At 52.8% G+C, this 21981-nt stretch carries 19 protein-coding genes and 1 tRNA gene; 8 read left to right on the forward strand and 12 right to left on the reverse strand.

Features of this window, described 5'->3' with window-relative positions; all coding sequences use genetic code 11:
- Positions 1 to 4 precede the first annotated feature (4 nt).
- Both ACGHAD_RS14550 and ACGHAD_RS14555 read right to left on the reverse strand, forming a co-directional pair.
- Positions 5 to 1504, reverse strand: coding sequence for a sugar ABC transporter ATP-binding protein (locus ACGHAD_RS14550; protein ID WP_382417846.1), 1500 nt, complete (start codon positions 1502 to 1504; stop codon positions 5 to 7).
- 92 nt (positions 1505 to 1596) lie between these two features.
- Complete coding sequence (locus ACGHAD_RS14555) at positions 1597 to 2544, reverse strand: ABC transporter substrate-binding protein (protein ID WP_339615730.1); 948 nt, start codon at positions 2542 to 2544, stop codon at positions 1597 to 1599.
- Between the two features lie 302 nt (positions 2545 to 2846).
- On the opposite strand from ACGHAD_RS14555, the gene ACGHAD_RS14560 reads away from it, so the two are divergent.
- Positions 2847 to 2933: transfer RNA gene (locus tag ACGHAD_RS14560), tRNA-Leu, on the forward strand.
- Between the two features lie 117 nt (positions 2934 to 3050).
- Here the strand turns inward: ACGHAD_RS14560 and ACGHAD_RS14565 are convergent.
- From ACGHAD_RS14565 to ACGHAD_RS14575, 3 genes are read right to left on the reverse strand one after another with little or no spacing between them, the layout of a single operon-like run.
- Positions 3051 to 3668 carry a TPM domain-containing protein gene (locus ACGHAD_RS14565; RefSeq protein ID WP_382417844.1) on the reverse strand — a complete coding sequence of 206 codons (618 nt, stop codon included), beginning with the start codon at positions 3666 to 3668 and terminating at the stop codon, positions 3051 to 3053.
- 58 nt (positions 3669 to 3726) lie between these two features.
- Entirely contained in the window at positions 3727 to 4479 is a 753-nt protein-coding gene (locus tag ACGHAD_RS14570) for a TPM domain-containing protein (protein ID WP_339615728.1), read from the reverse strand.
- On the reverse strand, positions 4479 to 5096 hold the full coding sequence (locus ACGHAD_RS14575) for a LemA family protein (protein WP_339615727.1): 618 nt from the start codon (positions 5094 to 5096) through the stop codon (positions 4479 to 4481). Before ACGHAD_RS14575 ends, ACGHAD_RS14570 begins: the two co-directional genes overlap by 1 nt.
- A 683-nt stretch (positions 5097 to 5779) precedes the next feature.
- Here ACGHAD_RS14575 and ACGHAD_RS14580 point away from each other — a divergent pair.
- Positions 5780 to 7603 carry an SEC-C metal-binding domain-containing protein gene (locus ACGHAD_RS14580; RefSeq protein WP_382417841.1) on the forward strand — a complete coding sequence of 608 codons (1824 nt, stop codon included), beginning with the start codon at positions 5780 to 5782 and terminating at the stop codon, positions 7601 to 7603.
- A 330-nt stretch (positions 7604 to 7933) separates the two neighbouring features.
- Here the strand turns inward: ACGHAD_RS14580 and ada are convergent, their stop codons facing one another.
- Positions 7934 to 9013 (reverse strand): bifunctional DNA-binding transcriptional regulator/O6-methylguanine-DNA methyltransferase Ada, encoded by a 1080-nt coding sequence (gene ada, locus ACGHAD_RS14585; RefSeq protein ID WP_382417839.1) that lies wholly within the window; start codon positions 9011 to 9013, stop codon positions 7934 to 7936.
- A 170-nt stretch (positions 9014 to 9183) separates the two neighbouring features.
- Between ada and ACGHAD_RS14590 the strand changes: the two genes are divergently transcribed.
- A complete protein-coding gene (locus tag ACGHAD_RS14590) occupies positions 9184 to 9906 on the forward strand; it encodes a DUF599 domain-containing protein (protein WP_382417837.1) in 723 nt (240 codons plus the stop codon).
- A gap of 45 nt (positions 9907 to 9951) precedes the next feature.
- Here the strand turns inward: ACGHAD_RS14590 and ACGHAD_RS14595 are convergent, their stop codons facing one another.
- Genes ACGHAD_RS14595 through ACGHAD_RS14605 form a run of 3 tightly spaced genes read right to left on the reverse strand, consistent with a single transcriptional unit; the run spans position 9952 to position 12063 of the window.
- Positions 9952 to 10821 (reverse strand): hypothetical protein, encoded by an 870-nt coding sequence (locus tag ACGHAD_RS14595; protein ID WP_382417835.1) that lies wholly within the window; start codon positions 10819 to 10821, stop codon positions 9952 to 9954.
- 55 nt (positions 10822 to 10876) lie between these two features.
- Entirely contained in the window at positions 10877 to 11404 is a 528-nt protein-coding gene (locus tag ACGHAD_RS14600) for a DUF6942 family protein (RefSeq protein WP_382417833.1), read from the reverse strand.
- Entirely contained in the window at positions 11398 to 12063 is a 666-nt protein-coding gene (locus ACGHAD_RS14605) for an SDR family oxidoreductase (protein ID WP_382417831.1), read from the reverse strand. Before ACGHAD_RS14605 ends, ACGHAD_RS14600 begins: the two co-directional genes overlap by 7 nt.
- 111 nt (positions 12064 to 12174) lie before the next feature.
- Between ACGHAD_RS14605 and ACGHAD_RS14610 the strand changes: the two genes are divergently transcribed.
- A complete protein-coding gene (locus ACGHAD_RS14610; protein WP_339615720.1) occupies positions 12175 to 12801 on the forward strand; it encodes an SDR family oxidoreductase in 627 nt (208 codons plus the stop codon).
- A gap of 76 nt (positions 12802 to 12877) precedes the next feature.
- Complete coding sequence (locus ACGHAD_RS14615; RefSeq protein ID WP_382417829.1) at positions 12878 to 13441, forward strand: PhnA domain-containing protein; 564 nt, start codon at positions 12878 to 12880, stop codon at positions 13439 to 13441.
- Between the two features lie 7 nt (positions 13442 to 13448).
- Here the strand turns inward: ACGHAD_RS14615 and cls are convergent, their stop codons facing one another.
- The gene (gene cls, locus ACGHAD_RS14620; protein ID WP_339615718.1) at positions 13449 to 14909 is read right to left on the reverse strand and encodes a cardiolipin synthase; all 1461 of its coding nucleotides are present in this window, start codon (positions 14907 to 14909) and stop codon (positions 13449 to 13451) included.
- A 151-nt stretch (positions 14910 to 15060) separates the two neighbouring features.
- Between cls and ACGHAD_RS14625 the strand changes: the two genes are divergently transcribed.
- The gene (locus ACGHAD_RS14625) at positions 15061 to 15693 is read left to right on the forward strand and encodes a hypothetical protein (RefSeq protein ID WP_382417827.1); all 633 of its coding nucleotides are present in this window, start codon (positions 15061 to 15063) and stop codon (positions 15691 to 15693) included.
- A 47-nt stretch (positions 15694 to 15740) separates the two neighbouring features.
- Here the strand turns inward: ACGHAD_RS14625 and ACGHAD_RS14630 are convergent, their stop codons facing one another.
- Positions 15741 to 17309 (reverse strand): phospholipase D family protein, encoded by a 1569-nt coding sequence (locus tag ACGHAD_RS14630; protein ID WP_382417825.1) that lies wholly within the window; start codon positions 17307 to 17309, stop codon positions 15741 to 15743.
- A 290-nt stretch (positions 17310 to 17599) separates the two neighbouring features.
- On the opposite strand from ACGHAD_RS14630, the gene ACGHAD_RS14635 reads away from it, so the two are divergent.
- Complete coding sequence (locus ACGHAD_RS14635; protein ID WP_382417823.1) at positions 17600 to 17959, forward strand: helix-turn-helix domain-containing protein; 360 nt, start codon at positions 17600 to 17602, stop codon at positions 17957 to 17959.
- 16 nt (positions 17960 to 17975) lie between these two features.
- Positions 17976 to 19286, forward strand: a complete 1311-nt coding sequence (locus ACGHAD_RS14640; RefSeq protein WP_382417821.1) for a type II toxin-antitoxin system HipA family toxin — start codon at positions 17976 to 17978, stop codon at positions 19284 to 19286.
- Here the strand turns inward: ACGHAD_RS14640 and ACGHAD_RS14645 are convergent.
- On the reverse strand, positions 19283 to 21913 hold the full coding sequence (locus tag ACGHAD_RS14645; RefSeq protein WP_382417819.1) for a sulfatase-like hydrolase/transferase: 2631 nt from the start codon (positions 21911 to 21913) through the stop codon (positions 19283 to 19285). The two genes, ACGHAD_RS14640 and ACGHAD_RS14645, sit on opposite strands and share 4 nt — an antisense overlap.
- Between the last annotated feature and the right edge of the window lie 68 nt (positions 21914 to 21981).

Here is a 21981-nt window from a genome sequence, read left to right on the forward strand (position 1 = left end):
TAACTTATTGGCCGGCGATGGCCTGCATAATCGTTTGCTGCGAGATATCGTTACCCGCCACTTCGGCCACTTTGCGCCGATCGCGCAACACCACCACTTTATCGGCAAAGTCGACTAACTCATCCAGCTCTGACGAGGCGACCAACAAACCAAGGCCTTGATCGCACAGCTTGCGGATCAATTGAATAATCTCGGCGTGGGCACCTACGTCAATACCGCGGGTGGGTTCATCCAGCAACAACAGCTGCGGTTCAGAGGCAAGCCAGCGCGCCAAAATAACCTTTTGCTGATTGCCGCCACTTAACTGGTTGATGGGTTTTTCGATATCACTGGTGGCAATATTAAGCGCTTGCACATAGTGCTCGGCCAGCTCACGCTGCTTGCTACGGGGGATATAACGCCACCAGCCACGCTTGTTTTGCAGCACCATTATCATATTCTCGCGAATCGACATAGGGCCAAAAATACCGTCGCGCTTACGATCTTCCGGGCACAAGCCCAGCCCGGCCATAACCGCTTGGCGGGTATGTTTAAAGCGTGTGCTTTGCTGTCTCAGTGTCATAGTGCCAGTGCTGGCTGAGTCGACCCCAAACACCAGCTTGCATAATTCCGTTCGGCCGGAACCCAGCAAACCGGCCAAACCAACCACTTGACCGGCACGCACCGACAAATCGAGTGGCTGTAAATCGTCACCGCCAAACTGATCGAGCTTCAACAGTGTTTCGCCAGCGTGATCTTCATTGTCGACCCGCTTTTGATGCACCGCTTTTTCCAAATCCTTACCCAGCATATGACTAACGAGCTTATTTTGCGTTAGGGTTGCTGTTTTATACTCGCCCACCAATGCACCATTGCGCAAAACAGTGATGCGATCACACACGGCATAAACTTGATCGAGAAAATGTGTCACAAACACAATACCGATGCCCTGAGCCTTAAGCGAACGCATAATCTCAAACAGAGATCGAACTTCGTCGGCATCTAAACTAGCGGTAGGCTCATCTAAAATTAGCACCTTGGCCGACATAGACACACCGCGGGCAATCGCAATCAACTGCTGAATCGCTACCGAATAATCGGTTAACGGCGCACTCACATCCAAATCGAGTTTGTATTCCAACAGTAGCTCGCGCGCCTCGCGGTTCATACGGCGCCAGTCGATTAAGCCAAACCGTTTTGGCTCACGACCCAGATATAAATTCTGTGCCACCGATAAGTTCGGCAGCAAGTTCACCTCTTGGTATACGGTGCTAATCCCCAGATCCTGGGCATCGCCGGTATTAGCCGGAAATATCGCGTCACCATCAAGCGTAATATCGCCCCCATCGCGGGTGTAGACGCCGGTCATCACCTTAATTAAGGTAGATTTTCCCGCGCCGTTCTCGCCCAGTAACGCGTGGATCTCGCCACGACGCAAAGTAAAATCTACGCCGTCGAGCGCTTTGACGCCCGGGAAGGTTTTTACCAATCCGCGAAGCGTTAACACTGCTTCTTCTTGACTCATAATCTGACTCGTCGACTGGCTGATCGCGCGACCAACACCCTAGGGCTTGGGCCGAACACAAACAGCACCATCATTATTATTAATTGCAGCGCCTACTCGGCACCCATGCGCTTGTTGTATTCGGCCTGGTAATTTTGTTGCGTAAAAACCTCGCCGTCCATCACGATCCATTTTTCAAAATCGCGCTTACCTTTTAAGTATTCATCAATCACATCAAACGCCGGGCCACCTAAGTGTGGACTCATCTCCACAGTCGCATTTACATCACCAGCTTTAAGCGCGGTAAAAATATCGTCTACTGCATCCACCGACACCACTAAAATGTCTTTGCCCGGCTGCAGCCCCGCCTCTTTAATGGCCTGAATAGCGCCCAGCGCCATCTCATCGTTGTGAGTCCAAAGCGCGCATAAATTTTTACCGCCGCCCTCAGCTTTTAAAATACTTTCCATCACCTCTTTACCCTTCGAGCGAGTAAATTCAGCGGTTTGCGAGCGAACAATCTGCGCATTCGGGTACTCAGCCAGCACCTCATTAAACCCTTCCATGCGGCCAATCGCGGCACTTGAGCCTACCGTGCCCTGCAACTCAACAATGTCGCAATCGCCACCGGTGGCGTCCATCAGCCAGCCCGCCGCCTTGCGCCCTTCATCGACAAAGTCCGGGGCAATTCGAGTCACATACAAGCGACTATTGCCCACATCCACATTGCGGTCGACAATCACCACTGGAATGCGCGAGCGAGCGGCCTCCATCAGCACCGGCCGCCAACCAGTCTCAACCACAGGGGCGACAACAATCGCATCCACACCTTGAGCGATAAAACTGCGAATGGCTTTGATTTGGTTTTCTTGCTTTTGCTGGGCGTCCGAGAACTTGAGATCGATTCCGCGGCGTTCGGCTTCGGCTTTAACAGACTCCGAGAAGGTCGTGCGCCAGCCACTTTCAGAGCCAACCTGAGAAAACCCCACCGTCAAGGCGCTTGCGGCCTGAGAGGCAACAACCATAGAGGCGAGCGCAACACTCGCAAAGATCTTATTCATATCTACCTCTTATCTATTTTATTAGGTTTACGTACTCTGGCAGTGTACGTCGAGTTTGATAACTATAAATATAATATAATAACTCAAATTACACAAACCTATCGTGTTACTACCAAAAACCCACGTAAAAACATCGGCTTGAACAAGCGATATACAAAATCGTGATTTTCTTCATCCAAGCGTTGACAAGCCAACAGCCGCCCACTAATATGCGCGTCCTTAGCTTTTGGCCTACGTCAGATGCAATGCCCAAGCGGAATTGGACAGCAAGTCAATCGGGCGTAAAACACCGCTAACCATCTGCCCAGGTGGTGAAATTGGTAGACACGCTAGCTTCAGGTGCTAGTGGCCTCACGGCCGTGGAGGTTCAAGTCCTCTCCTGGGCACCATATACAAAAAAGGCCGACCCCCTTGGGGGCTCGGCCTTTTTTATTGCTTAAATACATCCACCCCGCGTCAACCAGCAAAGGTTGAGCTACCTACCCAACCATAAACCGGCGCGAACATTACGGCAAAATCACTAAGTGATTGGGCAATTCATTGCGCTCGTGGGTGGCGGGCACGTGCTCTTGCAAAAGCCTGCCGCAGGCGGCGATGCAATCCAGAAACCCTTGCCGAGTCTGACCTTGGCGCACTTTCGCGGTAAAATCAGCCACGATGCCTTCCCATACGGCGTTGTCCAGAACATCGGCAATGCCTTGATCCACCAAAATCTCCACATAGCGCTCGGCCTCCGAGACGAAGATCAGCACACCTGTGGCACCTTTGGTGTGGTGCAGGTTTTGCTCCAGAAACTGACGTCGCGCCAGATTGGAGGCACGCCAGTAACGCACCTGCTGAGGAATCAAGCGGGTATTGATACCGGGGAGGCGAAATAGCAAACTGAGCAGGATAAAAGTCCCCCACTGCACCAGCAGCAGCGTGTCAGCCCCCAACCAACTGCCAACGTAATTAGCAATGCCCGGCACCAGCAGCGCCAGAATGCCGGCCCAAAGCAAGGGGATATAGCTGTAGTTGTCGGACTGCGCGGTCAGCACGGTCACCAACTCGGCGTCAGTCTCTCGCTCCACCGCGCTGATGGCAGCGGTAACGGCTTGCTGATCATTTTTACTGAGTAATGTCATAATTGTTTGGCTCTTATTTCAGATGAGGGGTTTAGCGCGCGCGAATACCCATGCAGAGTTACCAGCCGCCAGAGGCACCGCCTCCGCCAAAGCCGCCCCCGCCGCCGCTAAAACCTCCGCCACCGAAGCCGCCGCCCCCACGGCCACCACCCATGGCGGCACCGAGCAAGGCCGCGCCTATCAACGCCGTGCCACCACGCCCGCCACGGCCACCAAAAAGCAACAACACGGATATCACAATAAGAAACAGCGCGGCCACAATAACATTGGGCTTTTCCTGAGCCGCACGGGTTGGCTGCCCCCGAGGCATCGCCATAGGCTCGCCTCCCAGAACCTTAACCATTGCGGCGGTGCCCTTGACGATGCCGGCCTGAAAATCACCCTGGCGAAACGCCGGAGTGATCACGCTATCGATAATGACCGATGATTGCGCGTCGGTGAGTCGGCCTTCAAGACCATATCCCACCTCAATACGGATTTTGCGTTCCTCTTTGGCCACAATCAGCAGAGCGCCGTTGTCCTTATCCTTTTGGCCGATTCCCCAGTGCCGCCCCAACTGATAGCCGTAATCTTCTATTGGGTACCCCTGAAGGTTAGCCAAGGTAACTACGACCACCTGCTCAGTGCTGGCCTGTTCGTGGGCCTGAAGCATCTGACTAAGGCGGGCTTCCACCTCTGGCGAGAGCATCTGGGCCCGGTCTACCACCCGGCCGGTCAGTTCAGGAAACTCCGGTGCCGACTGAGCCCAAGCCATAGCCGGCAGCAACAACAGTAACCCCAGCAACAGGTTTTTGCGCAACAATAAAACCATTAGAACTCCACCGCGGGCGCTTCATCCGCATTTTCCGTGGTGGCTTCAAAGTTAGCGCGCCGCTCTAAGTCGCTGTACAGAATGCTGTGCCAGATTTTTCCCGGAAAGGTGCGCAGCTCGGTGTTGTAACGCTCCACCGCCTGAATAAAATCCCGACGTGCCACGGCAATACGATTCTCAGTGCCTTCAAGCTGAGACTGCAAAGCCAGAAAGTTCTGGTTCGACTTCAAGTCCGGATAGCGCTCAGATACCGCCATCAAACGGCTCAAGGCGCTACTAAGCTCACCCTGCGCTTGCTGAAACTGCTTTAGCTTCTGCGGGTTATTAAGGATGCTTTCGTCCACCTGAATCGACGTCGCCTTAGAGCGAGCCTCAATCACCGCCGTTAAGGTTTCCTGCTCCTGGGCCGCAAAACCCTTAACAGTTTCTACCAGATTGGGAATCAAATCGGCCCGACGCTGGTATTGGTTTTCCACCTGAGCCCAGGCGGCAGTGACCTTCTCATCAAACGTGGGAATATTATTGATGCCACAGCCGCTGAGTAATAAAACCAGCGCCATCAGCGGCGCTAACTGCCAGAAAGACCGCTGTTGAAACGGTTTGTAGAGGGTATCCATAGTGCTCTGTCCCGGAAGTGGTTGTATAAAAAGGAAGATGCCCACCCGCAGGTAAACACATCAAACACCACTCTAACATGGGCTCCAAGGGAATGCTTTCAAGGCGATAAACGTTGATTTGCCCAGCGGTATTAAAAATGGCCGTAACAGTCAGATACTTAACGCAGTCGTTCAGCTAATCACCCCCAGCAACTAAACGGTTCCCGGAGCTGCGGCAACTTTTAATCAATTCTTGGGGTTAATGCTTTCACTCTAACGGGTGCTGAGCGTCGCGCACTTTAGAACAGGCTCGTGAACTTAGCTGGTCTTCAACGCTGAAACACGATGAAAAACGAGGTCATGACCACCTCGGCAGACTAGCGCCTGTCGGTACACTGAAAAAGCTAAATATCTATTTATGGGCTGTCTATAAAACGGAGGCGCTTGTGAATTGACCGGCACACTCCAAGAAAACAGAATTTAACCTTTAGGCTTGTAGGCCCAAATGACTGGATATACCTCCCAGCAACCATAAACGGCCGGCAGCGTATGTGGCAATAGCCCAGAAGTAAGCGCCAAACCACCATTCGTACAAAGTGAGAAACATGGTTTTCAATGCCAAAAAAGCACTTGCTTAGCCGGCTTTATTAACGCGCTGCAAACCGTTAAGGTAAGACAAGTTTAACTACAGCACCGACACACTCATGCATAACCAAACATCGGAAACCAACAACGAACTGCCTCTGATTCTTTCTATCGCCGGTCGCAAGCTGGCGGAATCGCCCGAGCCCCAGCCCTTTTTGGATTGGATGGCCGAGGCCGGCCCCGTATTGGCGCCAACCATGAGCGCAGGCATAAACCCGCAAAGCGGCTCCCCCAGTGAATTTTTCCGTTTAATGGGGGTACAGCTTTACAATATTACCCCGCTGCCTGCGAACGATTTCAGGCCCTGCCCCATCCCTAAACCCAAGCGCAACGAGCCCTGCCTGTGCGGCTCGGGCCGCAAGTACAAACAGTGCTGCGAGCGAATGGAAAATATACCCATGCTGGAGGATTACAATATGCTCCGCCATGTGCTTGATAGCTACCCGCAAAAGGCGATGGGCGAGTTGCCACACAGTCGGATAGACACCGAGGCGCTGGCAGATACGGCGATGCAATGGTTGAGCGAAGGCGATGAACGACGCGCTTTAGCGCTGTTAGAGCCTTGGTTTAAAGGCAATGGGCCGCTCACGCGACGCCATCAGCCCTTGTTTGACCCCATGATGGATGTGTATTTGATTGTGCACAAACCCCGCAAGCGCCAACAACTGCTTGAGCGGGGCTGTCAAGCCAAGGACTCGAACCTGCAGGCCGATGCTTGGCAGCGCAAGGCCTCTATGCTGATGGACGAGGGTGATACCGCCGGCGCTTGGGCGGCGTTTAAACAGGCTCAGCGAGTCGCACCCGATTCGCCAGCGCTGGCGATACTGGAGTTGACACTGCTGTGTGCCAACAACGAAACAGAGCAAGCCCGTGCGAGGGCACAATTTTGGCTGGCTCGCCTGCAACGCAAAGGTTTTGGTCATCCGGAGTTGCTAGAGCTACTCACGCACTGCACCTCAGACCCCGTAGGAGCACTCCGGTCGGTGGCGCATGATGCCCCTGAGGCACAAGCCGCTCTATTGATGGAGCTGGTGCAGGCGCTGCACGACGCGCCCGCGCCAAAAGCCATGTACATCCTTGAAGATCACGGCGATGTGGCCGTACTACAAAGCCCGCCTAAGCTCGCCCAGGCTGAAGACAAATGGGGAGCAGCCACCGAGCTGTGGCACGAGCTTTCACCCTGGGAGTGCTTAGACGACTGGGCGCCACTACTGCTGCGCCAAAAAGAGCTCTGGCACAGTGCCATGGTTATAAGCGACTTGCTCAACCTTCTGGCTGGCGGCGATGATCCCGACCTGAATCAAATGCTTTACGAGCCGCTTATCCAGCGCAGCGAAGCGCTGATCAAGCTGACGCTCAACGTAAAACCGCCAGCGCAGGAACTGCCCTGGGGCTTTTTGGAAAACCGCCCGTTTCTAAGCCTGATTCATTTAATAGCCGAAGACTACTTTGCGCACAATGAGCTGGAGCGCGCCTGCGCTTACGCCGAGCTGCTGCTGGAGCTCAACCCCAACGATAACCAAGGCGTGCGCTGGGACTTAGCGGCTGCCTACCTGCGCCGCAACCAACCGCAAAAAGTGCTACAACTTGCCGAGCAATACCCGGATGAAGCGGCATGCCATATGCCATTAAACCGCATCCTGGCACTGTACATGCTAAACCGGCCCAAGGAGGCCAAGCTGGCGCTAACGACAGCGGCCGAGCGCCACCAAACCGCGCTCAAGATGCTACTTAAGGCCAAAGCCAAACAACCAGAAATGTCGCCTTTTGGCTTCACGCTCGGCGGTGAAGACGAGGCCTGGCTGTACCGCCAAGCCACCCTGCCAGTATGGACAAGCAGTGGAGCACTCAAATGGGCACGCGCGGCCATGAAAGGTCTGTGAAAACATTATCAAGCTGAACATAAAGCCCGGTGTTACGACTATCTAGGCGAAGACATTGCATTCAAGGTGGTAGTAAGCAACATCGGAGCCGGACGCGACTTACCGAGAGGCCAAGCTGATATCAATACGCCTTGGCTTGAGCGCTAGGCACTATAGCCTTTAGGCCCTTAAAGTTAAAAGCGTACCTCAAAGGTACGCTTTTATTCAGTCCAATTTACCGCTCTAAAAAACACGGGCGGCGTCAGGTTCGCCGCTCGGTTATCGACGGCGCTCACGGCCTTCAGCTAGGGAAGCGCTGCTCCCCTTCAATTTATCGATGTACGCTCAATACTATTTCATCTTTTCGCGTTTAAGCAGCTCACGCTTACGCTCAACACCCCAGCGATAGCCGGACAAGCTACCATCGCCGCGCACTACGCGGTGACACGGCACCAACACCGCCAAGGTGTTGGCGCCGCAGGCATTGGCCACGGCGCGTGCCGCGGTGGGCGCGCCAATTTGCTCCGCCAGCTCGCGGTAGCTAATGGTTTGCCCCGGCTTAATATTTTGCAAAGCTTGCCATACCCGGCGCTGAAACGCGGTGCCGCGTATATCCAGCGGCAGGTTAAGCGAGGCTGCGCCGGGCTGCTCGATATGGCTAATAACCTGCTGTATTTGCTCGGCGAAATCATCGCTCGGCATAATTTTTTGAGCATTAGAAAAGCGTTCGAGTAAGTCGGCGATCAACTCATCGCCACTATCGCCCAGCGCAATAGCGCAAATACCACGCTCACTGCGTGCCACTAACAACTGGCCCAGCTCGCACGTGGCAATAGTGTATTCAATAGTCATTGCTTGCCCTTTGTTTTGATAACGGCGCGCCGGCATACCTAGTTCGCGTTCGGCACGCCTATAAAAGTGTCCGGTCGAGCTGTAACCTGCGGCAAAGATCGCGTCGGTTATCGATGCGCCTTTATCCAGAGCAGCGCGCACCTGAGCGCTGCGTAATGCTTGCGTATATTGATTGATCGTCATTCCGACAGCGGCTTTAAACAATGTGTGCAACCGAGACGCGCTAAGCTTCACCACAACCGCAAGCTGCTCCGCCGTCGGGGGGCGCTCGGCGCTAATAACCGCTTGTTGCAAGGCCCGACAAACACCCGCGATAGCTTGATCGCCAGGAGTGATCGCCTGCCTGGGCAGGCAGCGTTTGCAGGTCCTAAAGCCTGCCGCCTCAGCGGCCAGTGCGTCAGTATAGAAGGCAACATTCTCACGCTTGGGGCGCCGGGCCGGGCAGCTAGGCCGACAATAGATGCCGGTCGTGCGCACCGCAAACACAAACTCGTGGTCGGCTCGCTTATCGCGCTCAAGCACTTGGCGCCAGCGGGCTTCAAATTGCTCGGTATGATCGGATGCCGTTGTATGTGTCATAGCGTTATCCCGCCAAAGGGCTTGCTTACCCCCATACTAGCGAAGGGTTGCCGCCAACGCACTCCCGATTGGCTCGTCAAATTTTGATACAAAGCAAAAATAACATTTGGTCTGTAGTAAGATACGGGATATCGACTAGATGATGTACCGCATCACTTAAGGAGCGTTAGTTGACCCCTCACGATTATCTAAACATCGGCGCCGCTTTTTGGCTGCTTATCTGCTGGGCCGGTTACGCCCGCTTTGCGCGCAAGCGCGCCCGCACCGATCACTGCCTGGCTTCGGTGCTGCACGTGTACCGCAAAAACTGGATGATTGAGATGTTGAGCCGGGAAAACCGTATTGCCGACACCGCGCTGATTGCCAGTTTAGAGCGCAATGTGTCTTTCTTGGCGTCGACCTCTATTTTGATTATCGCGGGCTTCGTGACGATTATGGCCTCGATCGACAAGGTCTATATCACCATCACCGCTCTGCCATTTGCCAACGAGGCCATGTCGGCCCATCAGTTACAGCTTAAAATTATATTGCTGCTGGTCATTTACGTGTATGCCTTTTTCACTCTGACTTGGGCCATGCGCCAGTATGGTTTTTGCTCGATTTTATTGGGTGCGGCGCCGGCTCACGATGCAGACATATCAGAAGACGAGCGCCGCAGCTACGCCGTAAGCACTGCAAAAATTATCGATCAGGCGGGCCATAGCTATAACTACGGACTGCGTGCCTATTACTTTTCACTGGCCATCTTGCCATGGTTTTTTAATACGTATTTTTTTATTGCGGCGGTGGGCGCAGTCGTCTTTGTACTTTACCGGCGCGAGTTTCACTCGACTACTTTAAATGCGCTAATGCGGGAGCTAACCGCAACAGAGGCACAGAAAAAAGAACGCTAATAATAACGCGCAAGCACCTAAAGCGCATGAAATAAAAGCTTGGTTTTAGGGTGAGAAAAACTGTAGTTTTTTATCTGGCATTAGTTGGTTCAACCAACGGACCAAGCGTTTTTTTGACGATTTCGTTTTACGGCGCAGCGCTATAGTCGAGTAATCAAATCCATCCAGCGCTTGCAGATCTTGTTCTAACGTGTGTGCCTTGAGCTTTGAGGTCAAATAGAACTCAGCAATGGCTGCATTCCAGTCATCTTTATTACCCCAGTAATGCCCAATCCAGCTAGCCGCTGGCTCCAGCGGGCCTTTCTGCGCTAGCGCCAGTGAAAATGCAAACTGCTCTAGCAGCCGCCAAGGTGCTTGGGTGGCGCACAAACTGTCGCACAAATGCACGGCATGATCCGCCACCTGTTGGCTTATTTGACCCGGAATCGCAATAACGCCCGCATTCCACATAGCGGTGCTCTCATTGACTGAAACCTCGTTGTAGCAACCACCGCGCAGCGCCTGCCACATGGCCGACTCAGTTTTACTGCTAAACTCAGACAAGCGCCCTTCACGCTCGTGCATTAAACACACACCACGATCCAGCTGTTGCACGATACCGTCCAACTCAGAGGCTAAAAATGTATCCGAGTCGACATACATTAAGTGCTCGCCGGGGTGACGCTGCACCATGTCCTGCACAGCTTTACATTTTATACGCCAAAAAAAGTCTTGCTCGCCGCGCCACTGCTGCAGCCGCTCAGGCGAAGTGTATTCGATATGAATACTGTCGCCAAAGCTTGCATAATACTCCGGCACATCGGTGTAGACCGTAATCGCGGGTTTAAGCTGAGCCTTTAAAATAGTCAAAATCGCAAAGCATGCTTGATAGTGGTTTTTGGTATTAGGCCCAAAGGTCAACAGCATTACGTTCATTCGTTAGGTCCCACGACATGATGAATTGAATAAGAGTTTAAGAAGACGCCGCTCGTTAATCAGCGTTATTGAGCAACCGGTGCTGGTGAATAAGCGACACCAGTATAGCAATTTTCTCGTTGGATAACTGCCGGTAATCCAGATAAGGCGACACCAATAAACGATGCTCTAGGTCGATAGCAAAGTAGCTATCGAGCCAGGTTAGACCTTTAAGCCCCAACTCGGCGGCGTAGGTTTTACCGGCCACAATATGCACCGCGTTGCGGGTAACGTCCGGTTCGCTAAACAGTAAAGCCACCTCACTACCGGCGTGCAACAAACGATGATCGCGGTAATCCTGCCAGCGCTCGGGCCAATCCGGCTGCCCCCCTAACGCGTACAAAAACTTGGCGTAAACACTAAAAAGTTTACGCCAGTGGTTGCTGGTATTGGCCACAATATGTTGTAGCTCGCCCGTCACCAAGGGCGCCATATGATCGAGCGCTGGGTAGTGGTCCAGCGCCGGACGATTGGCCACACAAAACGCCAAGCGATAGTTCGGATCGCCCAGCCCTACCGCGTGTGTGGGCTTATCACTTACCAAGGCAACTGCTGCCCATTGGAGTGCCAAAAGGTGCCACTGTTATCCAGATTTAACTCATCGATACGCGCCACTAAACGCTCGGCCGCCTGATCCGGAGTAATATCACCATGGCCACCAATCATCTCGGTACCCACCAAACCCGGATGCAAAATTGCCACTGCAATGCCGCGCGGTTTTAAATCGCACGCCAGCGACATACCTGCCGCATTTAAGGCGGCCTTGGACATACGGTAACCGTAGCGTCCACCGCTGGTGTTATCGGTAATAGAACCCATACGACTGGTAATTAACGCAACTTTGGCATTATCCGCTAAACGGTCGGAAAGCTTATCGGTGATCCGCAGTGGTGCCAGCGTATTGGTTTCAAACTGGGCGCGAATGGTATCGAGATTAAGCTGCCCTAAGCTCTCATTGTGCAAAATGCCCGCGTTGTTAATCAGCAAATCAATGCTTACGCCCTGCAGCGCATCATCTAATTTTTTGACTCCGGCATCAGTGCCAACATCAACGCCTTCTATCACCTTTGCCCCACTACCACTCAGCTCGGCCGATGCGCTGCGACAAGCCGCGTACACGGTATAACCGCGCGCTAAGTATAACTGCGCAAACGACAAACCAATACCGCGATTAGCGCCGGTAATTACTACTGTGTTAGACATACATCACCTCTGTCGAATCAATTAATGGGGTACGCTAAGGGCGGCTCGCGCCCGCTAGCTGAGCGCGTTACCATACCAGCAAATGATGTTATTCCCCACCTAGGAGCTCCTATGACGACTCTAATTATTGGCGCCAACGGCCAGATCGGCCAAACCTTAGTCAAACTGCTGTGCGAGCGCGGCGAGCGGCCACGAGCCATGGTGCGCAGTGCAGCGCCAGCTCTTGAGGCGCTGGGGGCGGAGGTGGTGGTCGCCAACCTAGAAGAGGACTTTGAGCACGCAATAAAAGGCTGTGACAAGATCGTATTTAGCGCCGGTTCAGGCGCCAGCACCGGTGCCGATAAAACGATTTTAGTGGACATGTGGAGCGCGATGCGCGCAGTCGACTTAGCCCAAAAGCACAACATCAAACAATTTGTGATGGTCAGCTCGCGCGGCGCCGAGGACCCAAACAATGGCCCGGCCGCCATTAAGCACTACTCGGTGTGCAAAAAAATCGCCGACGACCATTTACTGCGCAGCCATGTGCCCTACACCATTGTGCGCCCCGGCCGGCTGACCAACGAGCCCGCCACCGGCCTGCTTAGCACCGAGATGCCAAACGATAAAGACGCACAAATTATCACCCGTGAGGACGTCGCCGGCGCTTTAGCTTATTGCCTGGATCACAAATCCACACTCGGCAGAATCTACCCGTTAGTCAATGGCCACGACACGTTCGCCGCAGCGTTTAGCTAGCAAACCAACCGCCAGGCAAAAGACAAGTGCCGCGCGCTCGGGCATAATGCGCGGCTTTACCTCTTTAGGCTTTACTATGTCACTGGATAACGATCTTAAACAGCGCTGCGCAGGCCAATGTGAGCTGTGCAACGCTGAGGCGGCGCTTGCCACCTATCATCTGCCTAATAGCGATGACCAAGACGACCGCTTAGCGCTATGCGCCATCTGCACCGAGCAGGCCGGCGCCCCCACCGATGTGAATCATTTGCGCTGCCTCACCACCAGCGTTTGGAGCACCACCGCCGCCGCACAGGTTTTGTCGTATCGACTGCTGCACGAGCTGCGCAGTGAAACCTGGGCGCAAGAGCAGTTGGATATGGCCTACCTAGAAGACGATATTCGCGCCTGGGCCGAGGCCGGCATTACCACGGCTGATGAGCACGCGGTGGTGCACAAAGACAGCAACGGCGCGATCCTCGCCGCCGGCGATACCGTCACCATTATTAAAGACTTAAACGTTAAAGGTACCAGCTTTGTCGCCAAACGCGGCACGGCGGTTAGAGGCATATCCCTCACCGACAACCCCGCTCACATCGAGGGCCGGGTTAACGGCACCCGCATTGTGATTTTGACGGAGTTTGTTAAAAAGAGTGGGTAGCCGCCCGTTAAATCAACGGGCTAAACAAGTGGGTAATGTTTTCAAAAAATCGTGACATGGCGCTGCGCTGGCGCCAAACACTCAGGCTTAAAGCGTCGGCATCCGCGCGGTACTCATCCAAAAACCCACCCAACTCTGCGGCGGTAGCGCGATCATAAATGATCATGGTCATTTCAAAGTTAAGCCAGAGCGAACGCAAATCGAGATTGACGGTACCAAAAAAAGCCAGGGCGGAGTCGATCACCACCGCCTTGGTATGCAGCAACCCTGCACTGTAGGTATAGACCTCTACCCCTGACTCCAACATGCCAGCAAAATACGAGTGACTGGCATGGCGCACCAGAAACGAATCGACTTTTTCCGGCACAATTAATCGCACTTTCACACCGCGCCGCGCAGCAATTTTTAAAGCCTGCTCGAGTGCCTCGCCCGGTACAAAATAGGGCGTAACGATATCGACAGATTCAACCGCGGCGTAAATGGCTTGCAGCAGTGCGCTTAAGATACTCTCTTTGGCCACATCTGGCCCGGAGGGGGCAGCCTGCAACAAGGCGGGCGAATCATCCGACTCAATGTCACGCTCAAGCAGCGGCAGCTCATCTGCGGTTTCAATGTTCCAGTACCAGCGAAACACGCCGTCAAACACCGGAACAGTCGGCCCCTCGATACGCGCCATCATATCGATCCATTGGCCCACACCGGCGTCAACTTTAAAGTGCGCTGGGTCCACCAAGTTAAAGCTGCCCATATAGGCAACTTTATTGTCAATAATAACGGTTTTACGGTGGTTGCGCAGATCGTAGCGGGCCAACTGCCAAGGCATAAAACGAATGGGGCACGCTTTTACAACGGTGATGTTGGGCACTTGCAAACGGTGCAAAGCGGACGATGAAAAAAATACCGAGCTGCCCACCGCATCAAGCATAATACGGCAAAGTACGCCGCGCCCAGCCGCCGCCAGCAAGGCATCAACCACCCGCTCGATTAGACCGCCCGACTGCCAAATATAAAACTCAAGGTGACAAAACTGCTCGGCGCGGTCGATATCCGCCACCAGCGCATCGATAATGTGCTCGGCGCCTTGTAAAAAGCCAACCCGGTTGCCCCCCAGTGGCGGGATGCCCGAGGTATGATACTCAAGGCGCGCTAACGCCTGACTCGCCGGGTGACTGTCACGCCAGCTCTCGGGGTGATTATGGGGCCCGTTGCGCCGCGCATGAAGATACGCCTGCTTTAGGCGGGCGGTGCGAGCCGAGCGCTTAACCCCTAAAAACCGTTCGCCAAACAATAGGTACAGCCCCACCCCCACGTAGGGCAGCAGCACCAACACCAACAGCCAAGCGAGTGAAACGCCCACCGGTAGGCGCAGCATAATAACCCGCACCGAAAAGGTGATAACCAACAGCAAGTGCCCCCAAATCAGCAGCTGCTGTAGCAACCCCCAAACAAATGAAATTGTTAACTCCATACCGGCGATCCTGGTTTTATTGCGGTGACTTACTGCGCTCACGGCGGGTTCACGCTATCATAAGCTAATGCTTGGCAGCGTCAGTGTAGCATGGCCAAAACGCTCACTACTTACGCGCCTGTTTCTTACAAGGATTAGTCTCGGAGTACCTATGAACAACCGCCGTCTCATTGCAGGCTTGACACTGTTGCTCGCAGGCAACACCGCCTTTGGCGCCAACCTCCAATTTATGAACCGCAGTGTTATCAGCGAGCTCAGTGCCGCTGAGGTGTCGTCGTTTAAAGAGCGTATTGGCGAAGCCCTAAACACCACACCCGACTTACGCACCATCAATTGGCAGTCTGACACATCAAACTTACGCGGCCGGGTTAAGATCAAATACAGCTACCGCAACAATGGTACCGAATGTCGCAATGCCATTATCGATTTACGCAACGACGAAAATCGCCGCGACTTTTATCACGCCGATGTGTGCCAACAAAATGGCAAGTGGGTGGTAACCAAAACAGCGGCCAGCAACTTTAGCCGCAGCGATTGGGACAGCCTAAGTACAACTCTAAGCGACACGCTAAACAACAATCAGGATGGCGAAGCGAGACAATGGCAATACGAAGGACACAGCGCCCGTTTAACGCCACTCAATACCAGCACTGACGAGCAGGGCAACCGTTGCCGGCTCACCGGTATCGAACTGACCGATAAAAGTGGCGCGCACTCGCGGGGAGATTACTCATTCTGCAAACAGGGCGACGAATGGCGCCGCCCCGAGAAGCGTAAAAAGTAAAGTGAATATAACTTAGCCGGCGCTCTCAACGCCGGCTAAGTTGTTTGTTATAGCTGCGCTTCCACCGGCATAAAACTCATAAACCCAGCACTAAAACGCCGCCACCAGCCAGCATTAGGCTCTGTGTCGTAACGCTTTTTATTAAAGGTATCGATCCAGACTAAGTCGTCATTAGCCAGCTCTACCTTGTAAGCCACTTTATCGATCATCCCTTGCATGTTGTGCAGCATGGTTTCGGCAAGCTTGGGCGAGTCAATCAAAATACCCATCTCGGTGTTGAGCCAAGCGGAGCGCGGATCGAGATTGAATGAGCCAACAAACACCCAGCGCCGATCAATCACAAAGGTTTTTGCGTGCAAACTCGAGTTGGATTCAATACTCCATGCTTTTGGATCGACATCGGGAGAGGCTTTAATCTCATAGGCATTAACGCCATGCTTAAGCAATGTTTTACGCCGCTTAGCATAGCCGCTGTGTACCGCGACGACATCGGTCGCAGCCAAAGCATTGGTAACAACGGTCACCTTAACGCCAGCCTCAGCTTTCTCGGTAAGCAGCTCGGTACCAATGTTACGTGGCACAAAGTAAGGCGACACCAAAAACAGCTCTTTCTCTGCATTGCCAAACAAGGTCAGCAAGCGGTCGATCACAAAAGTACCACCGCTCTCGCGCGCATTCATGGCCACCAAATCGGGCTTATCGACCCACAGGGCCATAGGCGCCCATGCCATGCTTAGGCTGGCATCTTTTAAGTGTTTAGCAATTTCCGAGTCGACCAATGCATCGGCATAAGGGCTACCCTCCAACGCCGTAATACTCTGCTCAACTTGGGCCTGGGCTCGGGCTTTATCACCTTGCTCTACGCCACCGTTGTTCGTGAGCATTTGATAGGGATACACCAACTCACTGTTCCAATAGCGATCAAATGCACTGGAGACTTCGCTCACCACAGGGCCTACCGCAAGCACATCGAGGTCACCAAAATTAACTCGCTTGTTAGCGTCAAAGTATTCATCGCCCACATTGCGCCCGCCGACTACCGTCGCAAGGTTATCGGCGGTTAGCGATTTATTGTGCATGCGGTGGTTAAGCCGGGCAAACTGCCCCAACATTTGCAATGCACGGCCACTGCGACGGTAAAACGGGTTATACAGCCGTACCTCAATGTTGGGGTGGGCATCGAGTATATTAATAGGAAAATCGTCGGGGCGCTTTTCCAGGTCATCTAATAACAAGCGTACTTTTACGCCACGCTCTGCCGCTTGCCACAAAGACCACGTTAGAACTGTCCCGGTCGCATCTTGGTGAAACAAGTAGTATTGCACATCAATACTCTCGCCAGCCGCAGCAATCAAGGCCAAACGCGCTGCATAGGCCTCGGTACCGGCGCCCAACAAATGAACACCCGAGTCCCCCTCTATAGCCGTGCTATTGTCACGCAGTTGTGACACCCATCGAGCCAGGTCAGTGTCAGTGGGCGGCTCACCGGCGTACCCCTTCGCAATACCGCTACGATCTGGCGCCGAGCTGCAGCCCGTAAACCCACTAAGCGCCACCACTAAACCACCTATTAGCAAACATCGCAGAGTCACTCCTGACTGTAGAACCATGATCATGCGCGCAATCCTTGTGGCCCAAATTATTTGCAACATTCATTTAACCATCATAGATGCCGCACCTACAGGCAACAAGGCTCTCACCAGAGCTTTGCCGGCTATTTCTACACTCTCAACTCAAATAGTTTGTATCAAAAGACAACGCCCACCAAAAAAGGTAAAATATTACCTATAAAAGCCTAAAATGAACAAAAAGGGTAAAATAAGATCCAAAATGTAAACTCTGCACAAAAGAGGTACTATAATACCCTTAAACCTGTTAATCGCTAAAATAAGGTATATTATTACCCATGAAAAAAATTAGCGCCGCCATGACCGACGAAGTCATTGCCGAGCAATTGTTTGCCCGCATTGAAGCGCGCCGCAAGGCCTTGCAAATTACTCAGGCCGATATGGCTGCGCGTATTGATATTACCCCCAAAACCTACCGCAACCTCAAAAAGGGCAGCTGCAGCGTTATGGTATTGCTGACCCTATTACGCCAACTCAACCTATTAGAAAACCTAGACTCGCTGATACCCCAGCCCACGGTTCGACCTACCGATGTCTGGCGTCAAACCCAGTCTAGCGCAGCGGGCGTCAGGGAGCCCTCTGCAGGAGTCGGCGAACGGCTCGCCGCTCGCCAGCGCTTAAAAACCCGGGACCAATAAAGGAGAAGGCAAAAACATGGTGGCCAATGCCTGCAAAGTACAGTTTATGGGAGTCGATGTCGGCACCCTCGCCTATACCGACGACTCACCTTATGCAACGTTTGAGTACGAGCGCTCATGGCTTGCAGAGGGGTTCTCTATTGCTCCACTTTACATGCCGCTTACAGCGGCGGTGTATCAGTTTCCTGCGCTTTCGCCAAACACGTTCCGAGGGCTGCCGGCCGCCTTTGCCGACTCTCTTCCCGATGACTTTGGCAACGCCCTTATTAATAGCTGGCTGGCCCGCCAAGGGCTGGACAAATCTCAGTTCAGCGCCATCGACCGATTACTCTACACAGGCACCCGGGGTATGGGCGCCTTAGAGTACCAAACCGCCATCAACCCATTTAATAACCAAGCCAACAACTTACAGCTTTCAGAGCTGGTCACCCTGGCGCAGCAGGTTCTAAATGCCCGCAATGACCTAGACGTTACCGCATACAACAGCGGCGCGATGACACACCTACTGCAAGTGGGTACCTCAGCTGGCGGCGCCCGCCCCAAAGCGGTAATCGCCATCAATAGAGCGCGAACACACATTGTATCCGGGCAAGTAGATGCACCAGACGGCTTTGAGCACTACCTATTAAAATTTGATGGCGTGGCCGAGCACCACGCTGACCGGGAAACTTTTGGTGACCCCAAAGGCTACGGCTTAATGGAGTACGCCTACTACCAGATGGCGCGCAACTGCGGCATAGACATGGCCCCCAGCGAAATTCTGACAGAGAATGGCCGCAGCCACTTTATGACCAAGCGCTTTGACCGGGAGAACAACCAAAAATATCACATGCTCACACTATGCGCGATGGCGCATGCCGATTATAAACAGCCCGGTTATTTCAGTTACGAAGAGCTACTAACGGTCGCCCGGCAGCTGAACCTGACAATACCTGAGCAAAAGCAAATTTATCGCCGCATGGTATTTAATGTGATTGCTCGCAACCACGATGACCATACAAAAAACACCGCCTTTTTTGTCGATGACGACTTTAACTGGCGTTTGGCGCCCGGCTACGACATCGCTTACAGTTACAAACCAGGCTCCCCGTGGGTTAATAGCCATCAAATGTCCATCAACGGTAAGCGCGACCATTTTACCCGCCACGATCTGTTGCAAGTGGCTACACTGATTACCCGTTTTAGCGAACAGCAAGCCAACGCCGTTATCGATGAGGTCATTAACAGCGTCAAACGCTGGCCCGAGTTAGCCGAAGAGGTTGGGGTATTTACCTCACTGCGAGACGAAGTTAGCCTTAACCTCAGGCACTCAAACCTGCCACGCTAAAGGGCCGCTGGGTTCTGACGAAACAGCACTGGATTAATCCAGTTAGTATGATCGCAGGCGCCATTGCCCAAGTTGCGTGTGCTCAGGCGCAAGTGACTATGGCCGGCAACATTCAACAGTGCCGAATCAAACTCACCACTTTTAATGCGCTCACTGATGTAAATAGCCTCTCCGTCGGCAAACACTCTAAACTTAGCACCGTTCCCACAAGCGGATTCGTCATCGAGACCAAAAGCAATATAAAGCATCTCATAGTCGCGATCTAAATTAACGCGGTAGTCACTGCTCGCGTGTGTACCCAGGCCAAAACCATAAGAGTTACCCGCCACTCTTAACGGGCCACCACGCACGCTGCGATTGGTGTGCAGCGAGCCCCAGTCTTGCTGCCCTTGTGCCCCCAAGTCTGACAATAACCTAACCTCCTCGGTACTGACAAAAACATCACCCGAGGTGGTAGAACTTAGCTCATCGTCGACATAAACCTCAAAGCTCACCCGGCTAACGCCCGGCTCAAAGCGCTCGGCGGCAACCGCAAAAACCTCTGCATCAGAGCGCGACACATCCGCTAAAAAGGTTGTTCCTTTTGCTTTAACATAAGGCTCAATGGTGATCGCCACCGAGACGCCATCTGTGTCGCCTAACACCCGATAAATCAGCGGTTGGCCCTCGCCAATACGGTTCGCCGTAAAAACCACTCGGACATTGTCCCGCTCGCCAGACGGGTAAATGCGATCCTCTTTCAGCAAAGCCTCGTTGCGCTTTAACACCTGAACGTCGTGCCGCAAACTCGCCAGGGGAACACCCCAAGGCAGCGGGGTGTCCGGCGACTCTCGTTCAGCCATCAAGTCAGTGCGCTCTTGCGGGTCTTGGCGGAGATCAAACAAAGACTCTTTCCCCGTTTTTAAATGCTTCACGTATTTATAGGGATACCGCAGTGATGCGAGATACGTCCCGTCAAAGGGCTGAATCAAGGGCACAAAATAGTCGCCTGCCGGTGCACGTAAGACACTGCCACCCACAAAGTGATGATTGGTATCAATATCAAGTAAATCCGTCACGGTCGGCGCCACATCCAATTGCGACCTGGCCGTATTTGTAACAGCCTTGGGCTTAACATGCCCCGGCCACCAAACGAGCAGAGGTGTTTTAAAAAGCTCGTTATACACCGTTTTGGTATTGTGGTAATTGTTGTGTTGGCCCATCGGAAAGCCGTTGTCTCCCAGCACCACAACCACGCTGTTTTTTAAATAGTCGCGTTTATTCAACTCCTCAAAAAACACCTTAAGATACTGATCCGTCAGGTACATCGAATTGGCATAATTATCTTGATGCGATTGCGGGTTGGCGTGGATATACCGATGCTCAGGTGGTATATCATCAAACATCATATGATTCGTCACGCTCATGGTTGTGACAAAGAACGGGCTCTTTTTCTTAGGATTATCTCTGTTAGATTTCTCTAGCGAGTCAAGGTAGTCGAACGTTTTGCGATAAAAAATATCATCTCTTATCCCCCACCCTATCTTGTACTGCTTGCGCTCTTGCGGGGTTACAAACTTGCCGTCCATCCCGTGGGCATACTCAAAACCATTAGCGGCCACAAAATCTCCGGTATTTTCAAAACCCAAGCTGTGAAACGCCTTCATAAATACCGTGGTATAGCCACGCTCTTGCAGAATATGTGACAAGCAATGAAAATTGTTATCAGGGTAACTGGTAAAAACATTGGTGCGGTAACTGGGGTACACAGAGCACAGAGTCGCAAACTGGCCTTTACTGGTCTCGACCGAGGCGCTAAAAAAGTTATTTACGTATAACCCTTCATCTTTTAAGCGATTAAAAAACGGGGTAACCGGCTGCCCATTTTCGACCTTATCAATATACTCAGCGCTAAACGACTCCAGCATAACCACAAACACGTTGGGGGCAAAATCGGCATCAAAATGATCATTCGCCCCGTCCGATTTTTTTAAGTACGGATAAGGTTCGTGATCATTCCAGTCCGTGTCATCATATTGAAAATAGCGGTACACCGAGGCACTGAATTCGACAATCTCATTACGAGAGGACGAGAAGGCCGCCACAGAAACGATATTTAAAAGTAAAAGGACAATAAGGGCCGGCACCTTAGCAGGGTGCCGCAGAGGCGAGCCAACCATCTCATAACGCCGAAACAGCCAGATCACCACAAACACGGCCGCCAGCAGTGCGACCCACCCCACAACAGAAGCATTACTAAGCAGGTAATCTACCGCCTCCCAGGTCAACAAGTCGGCGCCGTTTTTGTAGACGATCAAAAAAGATAAGGGCTCAAGTCGCAACCAGTGGTAAACCAGCAGCAACGCATAGATGGCAATCACAGCTTTTGTAACCGTCCCCGTCCAGCGGTAACGCAGCTGTGATAGCGCCGAGTACCAGAGTAAAAAAAATACCACGACAGAAAAAGCCGAAATCGCAGCGGTATTAAAAAACTGCAACCAAGACCAATCGGCTTGCCAAGCGACCCTCGCAACCAACAAAATTTGCATAAGCGCGAGCACGCCAAACAAACCATACCTTTTGGGTAACGGCATCAGCGCAAGCGAAGAACCGGGGGGAGTCACGTCCGCCTCTTTGTTTTCATCCATAAAACACGATCTCGTTATTATTGCTGCTAGCGACCGATCTCGGCCGTTTTTTTACTAGGCGCGCAAAT

This window comes from Gilvimarinus japonicus (assembly GCF_042847215.1).
In the GTDB taxonomy this organism is placed as follows: domain Bacteria; phylum Pseudomonadota; class Gammaproteobacteria; order Pseudomonadales; family Cellvibrionaceae; genus Gilvimarinus; species Gilvimarinus japonicus.

Bases quoted from the DNA above. Each gene is read 5' to 3' on its own strand.
- ACGHAD_RS14555 (WP_339615730.1), bottom strand. From the start codon at position 2,544: ATGAATAAGATCTTTGCGAGTGTTGCGCTCGCCTCTATGGTTGTTGCC.
- ACGHAD_RS14550 (WP_382417846.1), bottom strand. From the start codon at position 1,504: ATGAGTCAAGAAGAAGCAGTGTTAACGCTTCGCGGATTGGTAAAAACC.
- ACGHAD_RS14580 (WP_382417841.1), top strand. From the start codon at position 5,780: ATGCATAACCAAACATCGGAAACCAACAACGAACTGCCTCTGATTCTT.
- ACGHAD_RS14595 (WP_382417835.1), bottom strand. From the start codon at position 10,821: ATGAACGTAATGCTGTTGACCTTTGGGCCTAATACCAAAAACCACTAT.
- ada (WP_382417839.1), bottom strand. From the start codon at position 9,013: ATGACACATACAACGGCATCCGATCATACCGAGCAATTTGAAGCCCGC.
- ACGHAD_RS14645 (WP_382417819.1), bottom strand. From the start codon at position 21,913: ATGGATGAAAACAAAGAGGCGGACGTGACTCCCCCCGGTTCTTCGCTT.
- ACGHAD_RS14570 (WP_339615728.1), bottom strand. From the start codon at position 4,479: ATGGTTTTATTGTTGCGCAAAAACCTGTTGCTGGGGTTACTGTTGTTG.
- ACGHAD_RS14630 (WP_382417825.1), bottom strand. From the start codon at position 17,309: ATGATCATGGTTCTACAGTCAGGAGTGACTCTGCGATGTTTGCTAATA.
- ACGHAD_RS14640 (WP_382417821.1), top strand. From the start codon at position 17,976: ATGGTGGCCAATGCCTGCAAAGTACAGTTTATGGGAGTCGATGTCGGC.
- ACGHAD_RS14625 (WP_382417827.1), top strand. From the start codon at position 15,061: ATGAACAACCGCCGTCTCATTGCAGGCTTGACACTGTTGCTCGCAGGC.
- ACGHAD_RS14615 (WP_382417829.1), top strand. From the start codon at position 12,878: ATGTCACTGGATAACGATCTTAAACAGCGCTGCGCAGGCCAATGTGAG.
- ACGHAD_RS14565 (WP_382417844.1), bottom strand. From the start codon at position 3,668: ATGACATTACTCAGTAAAAATGATCAGCAAGCCGTTACCGCTGCCATC.
- ACGHAD_RS14605 (WP_382417831.1), bottom strand. From the start codon at position 12,063: ATGTCTAACACAGTAGTAATTACCGGCGCTAATCGCGGTATTGGTTTG.
- ACGHAD_RS14610 (WP_339615720.1), top strand. From the start codon at position 12,175: ATGACGACTCTAATTATTGGCGCCAACGGCCAGATCGGCCAAACCTTA.
- cls (WP_339615718.1), bottom strand. From the start codon at position 14,909: ATGGAGTTAACAATTTCATTTGTTTGGGGGTTGCTACAGCAGCTGCTG.
- ACGHAD_RS14635 (WP_382417823.1), top strand. From the start codon at position 17,600: ATGAAAAAAATTAGCGCCGCCATGACCGACGAAGTCATTGCCGAGCAA.
- ACGHAD_RS14575 (WP_339615727.1), bottom strand. From the start codon at position 5,096: ATGGATACCCTCTACAAACCGTTTCAACAGCGGTCTTTCTGGCAGTTA.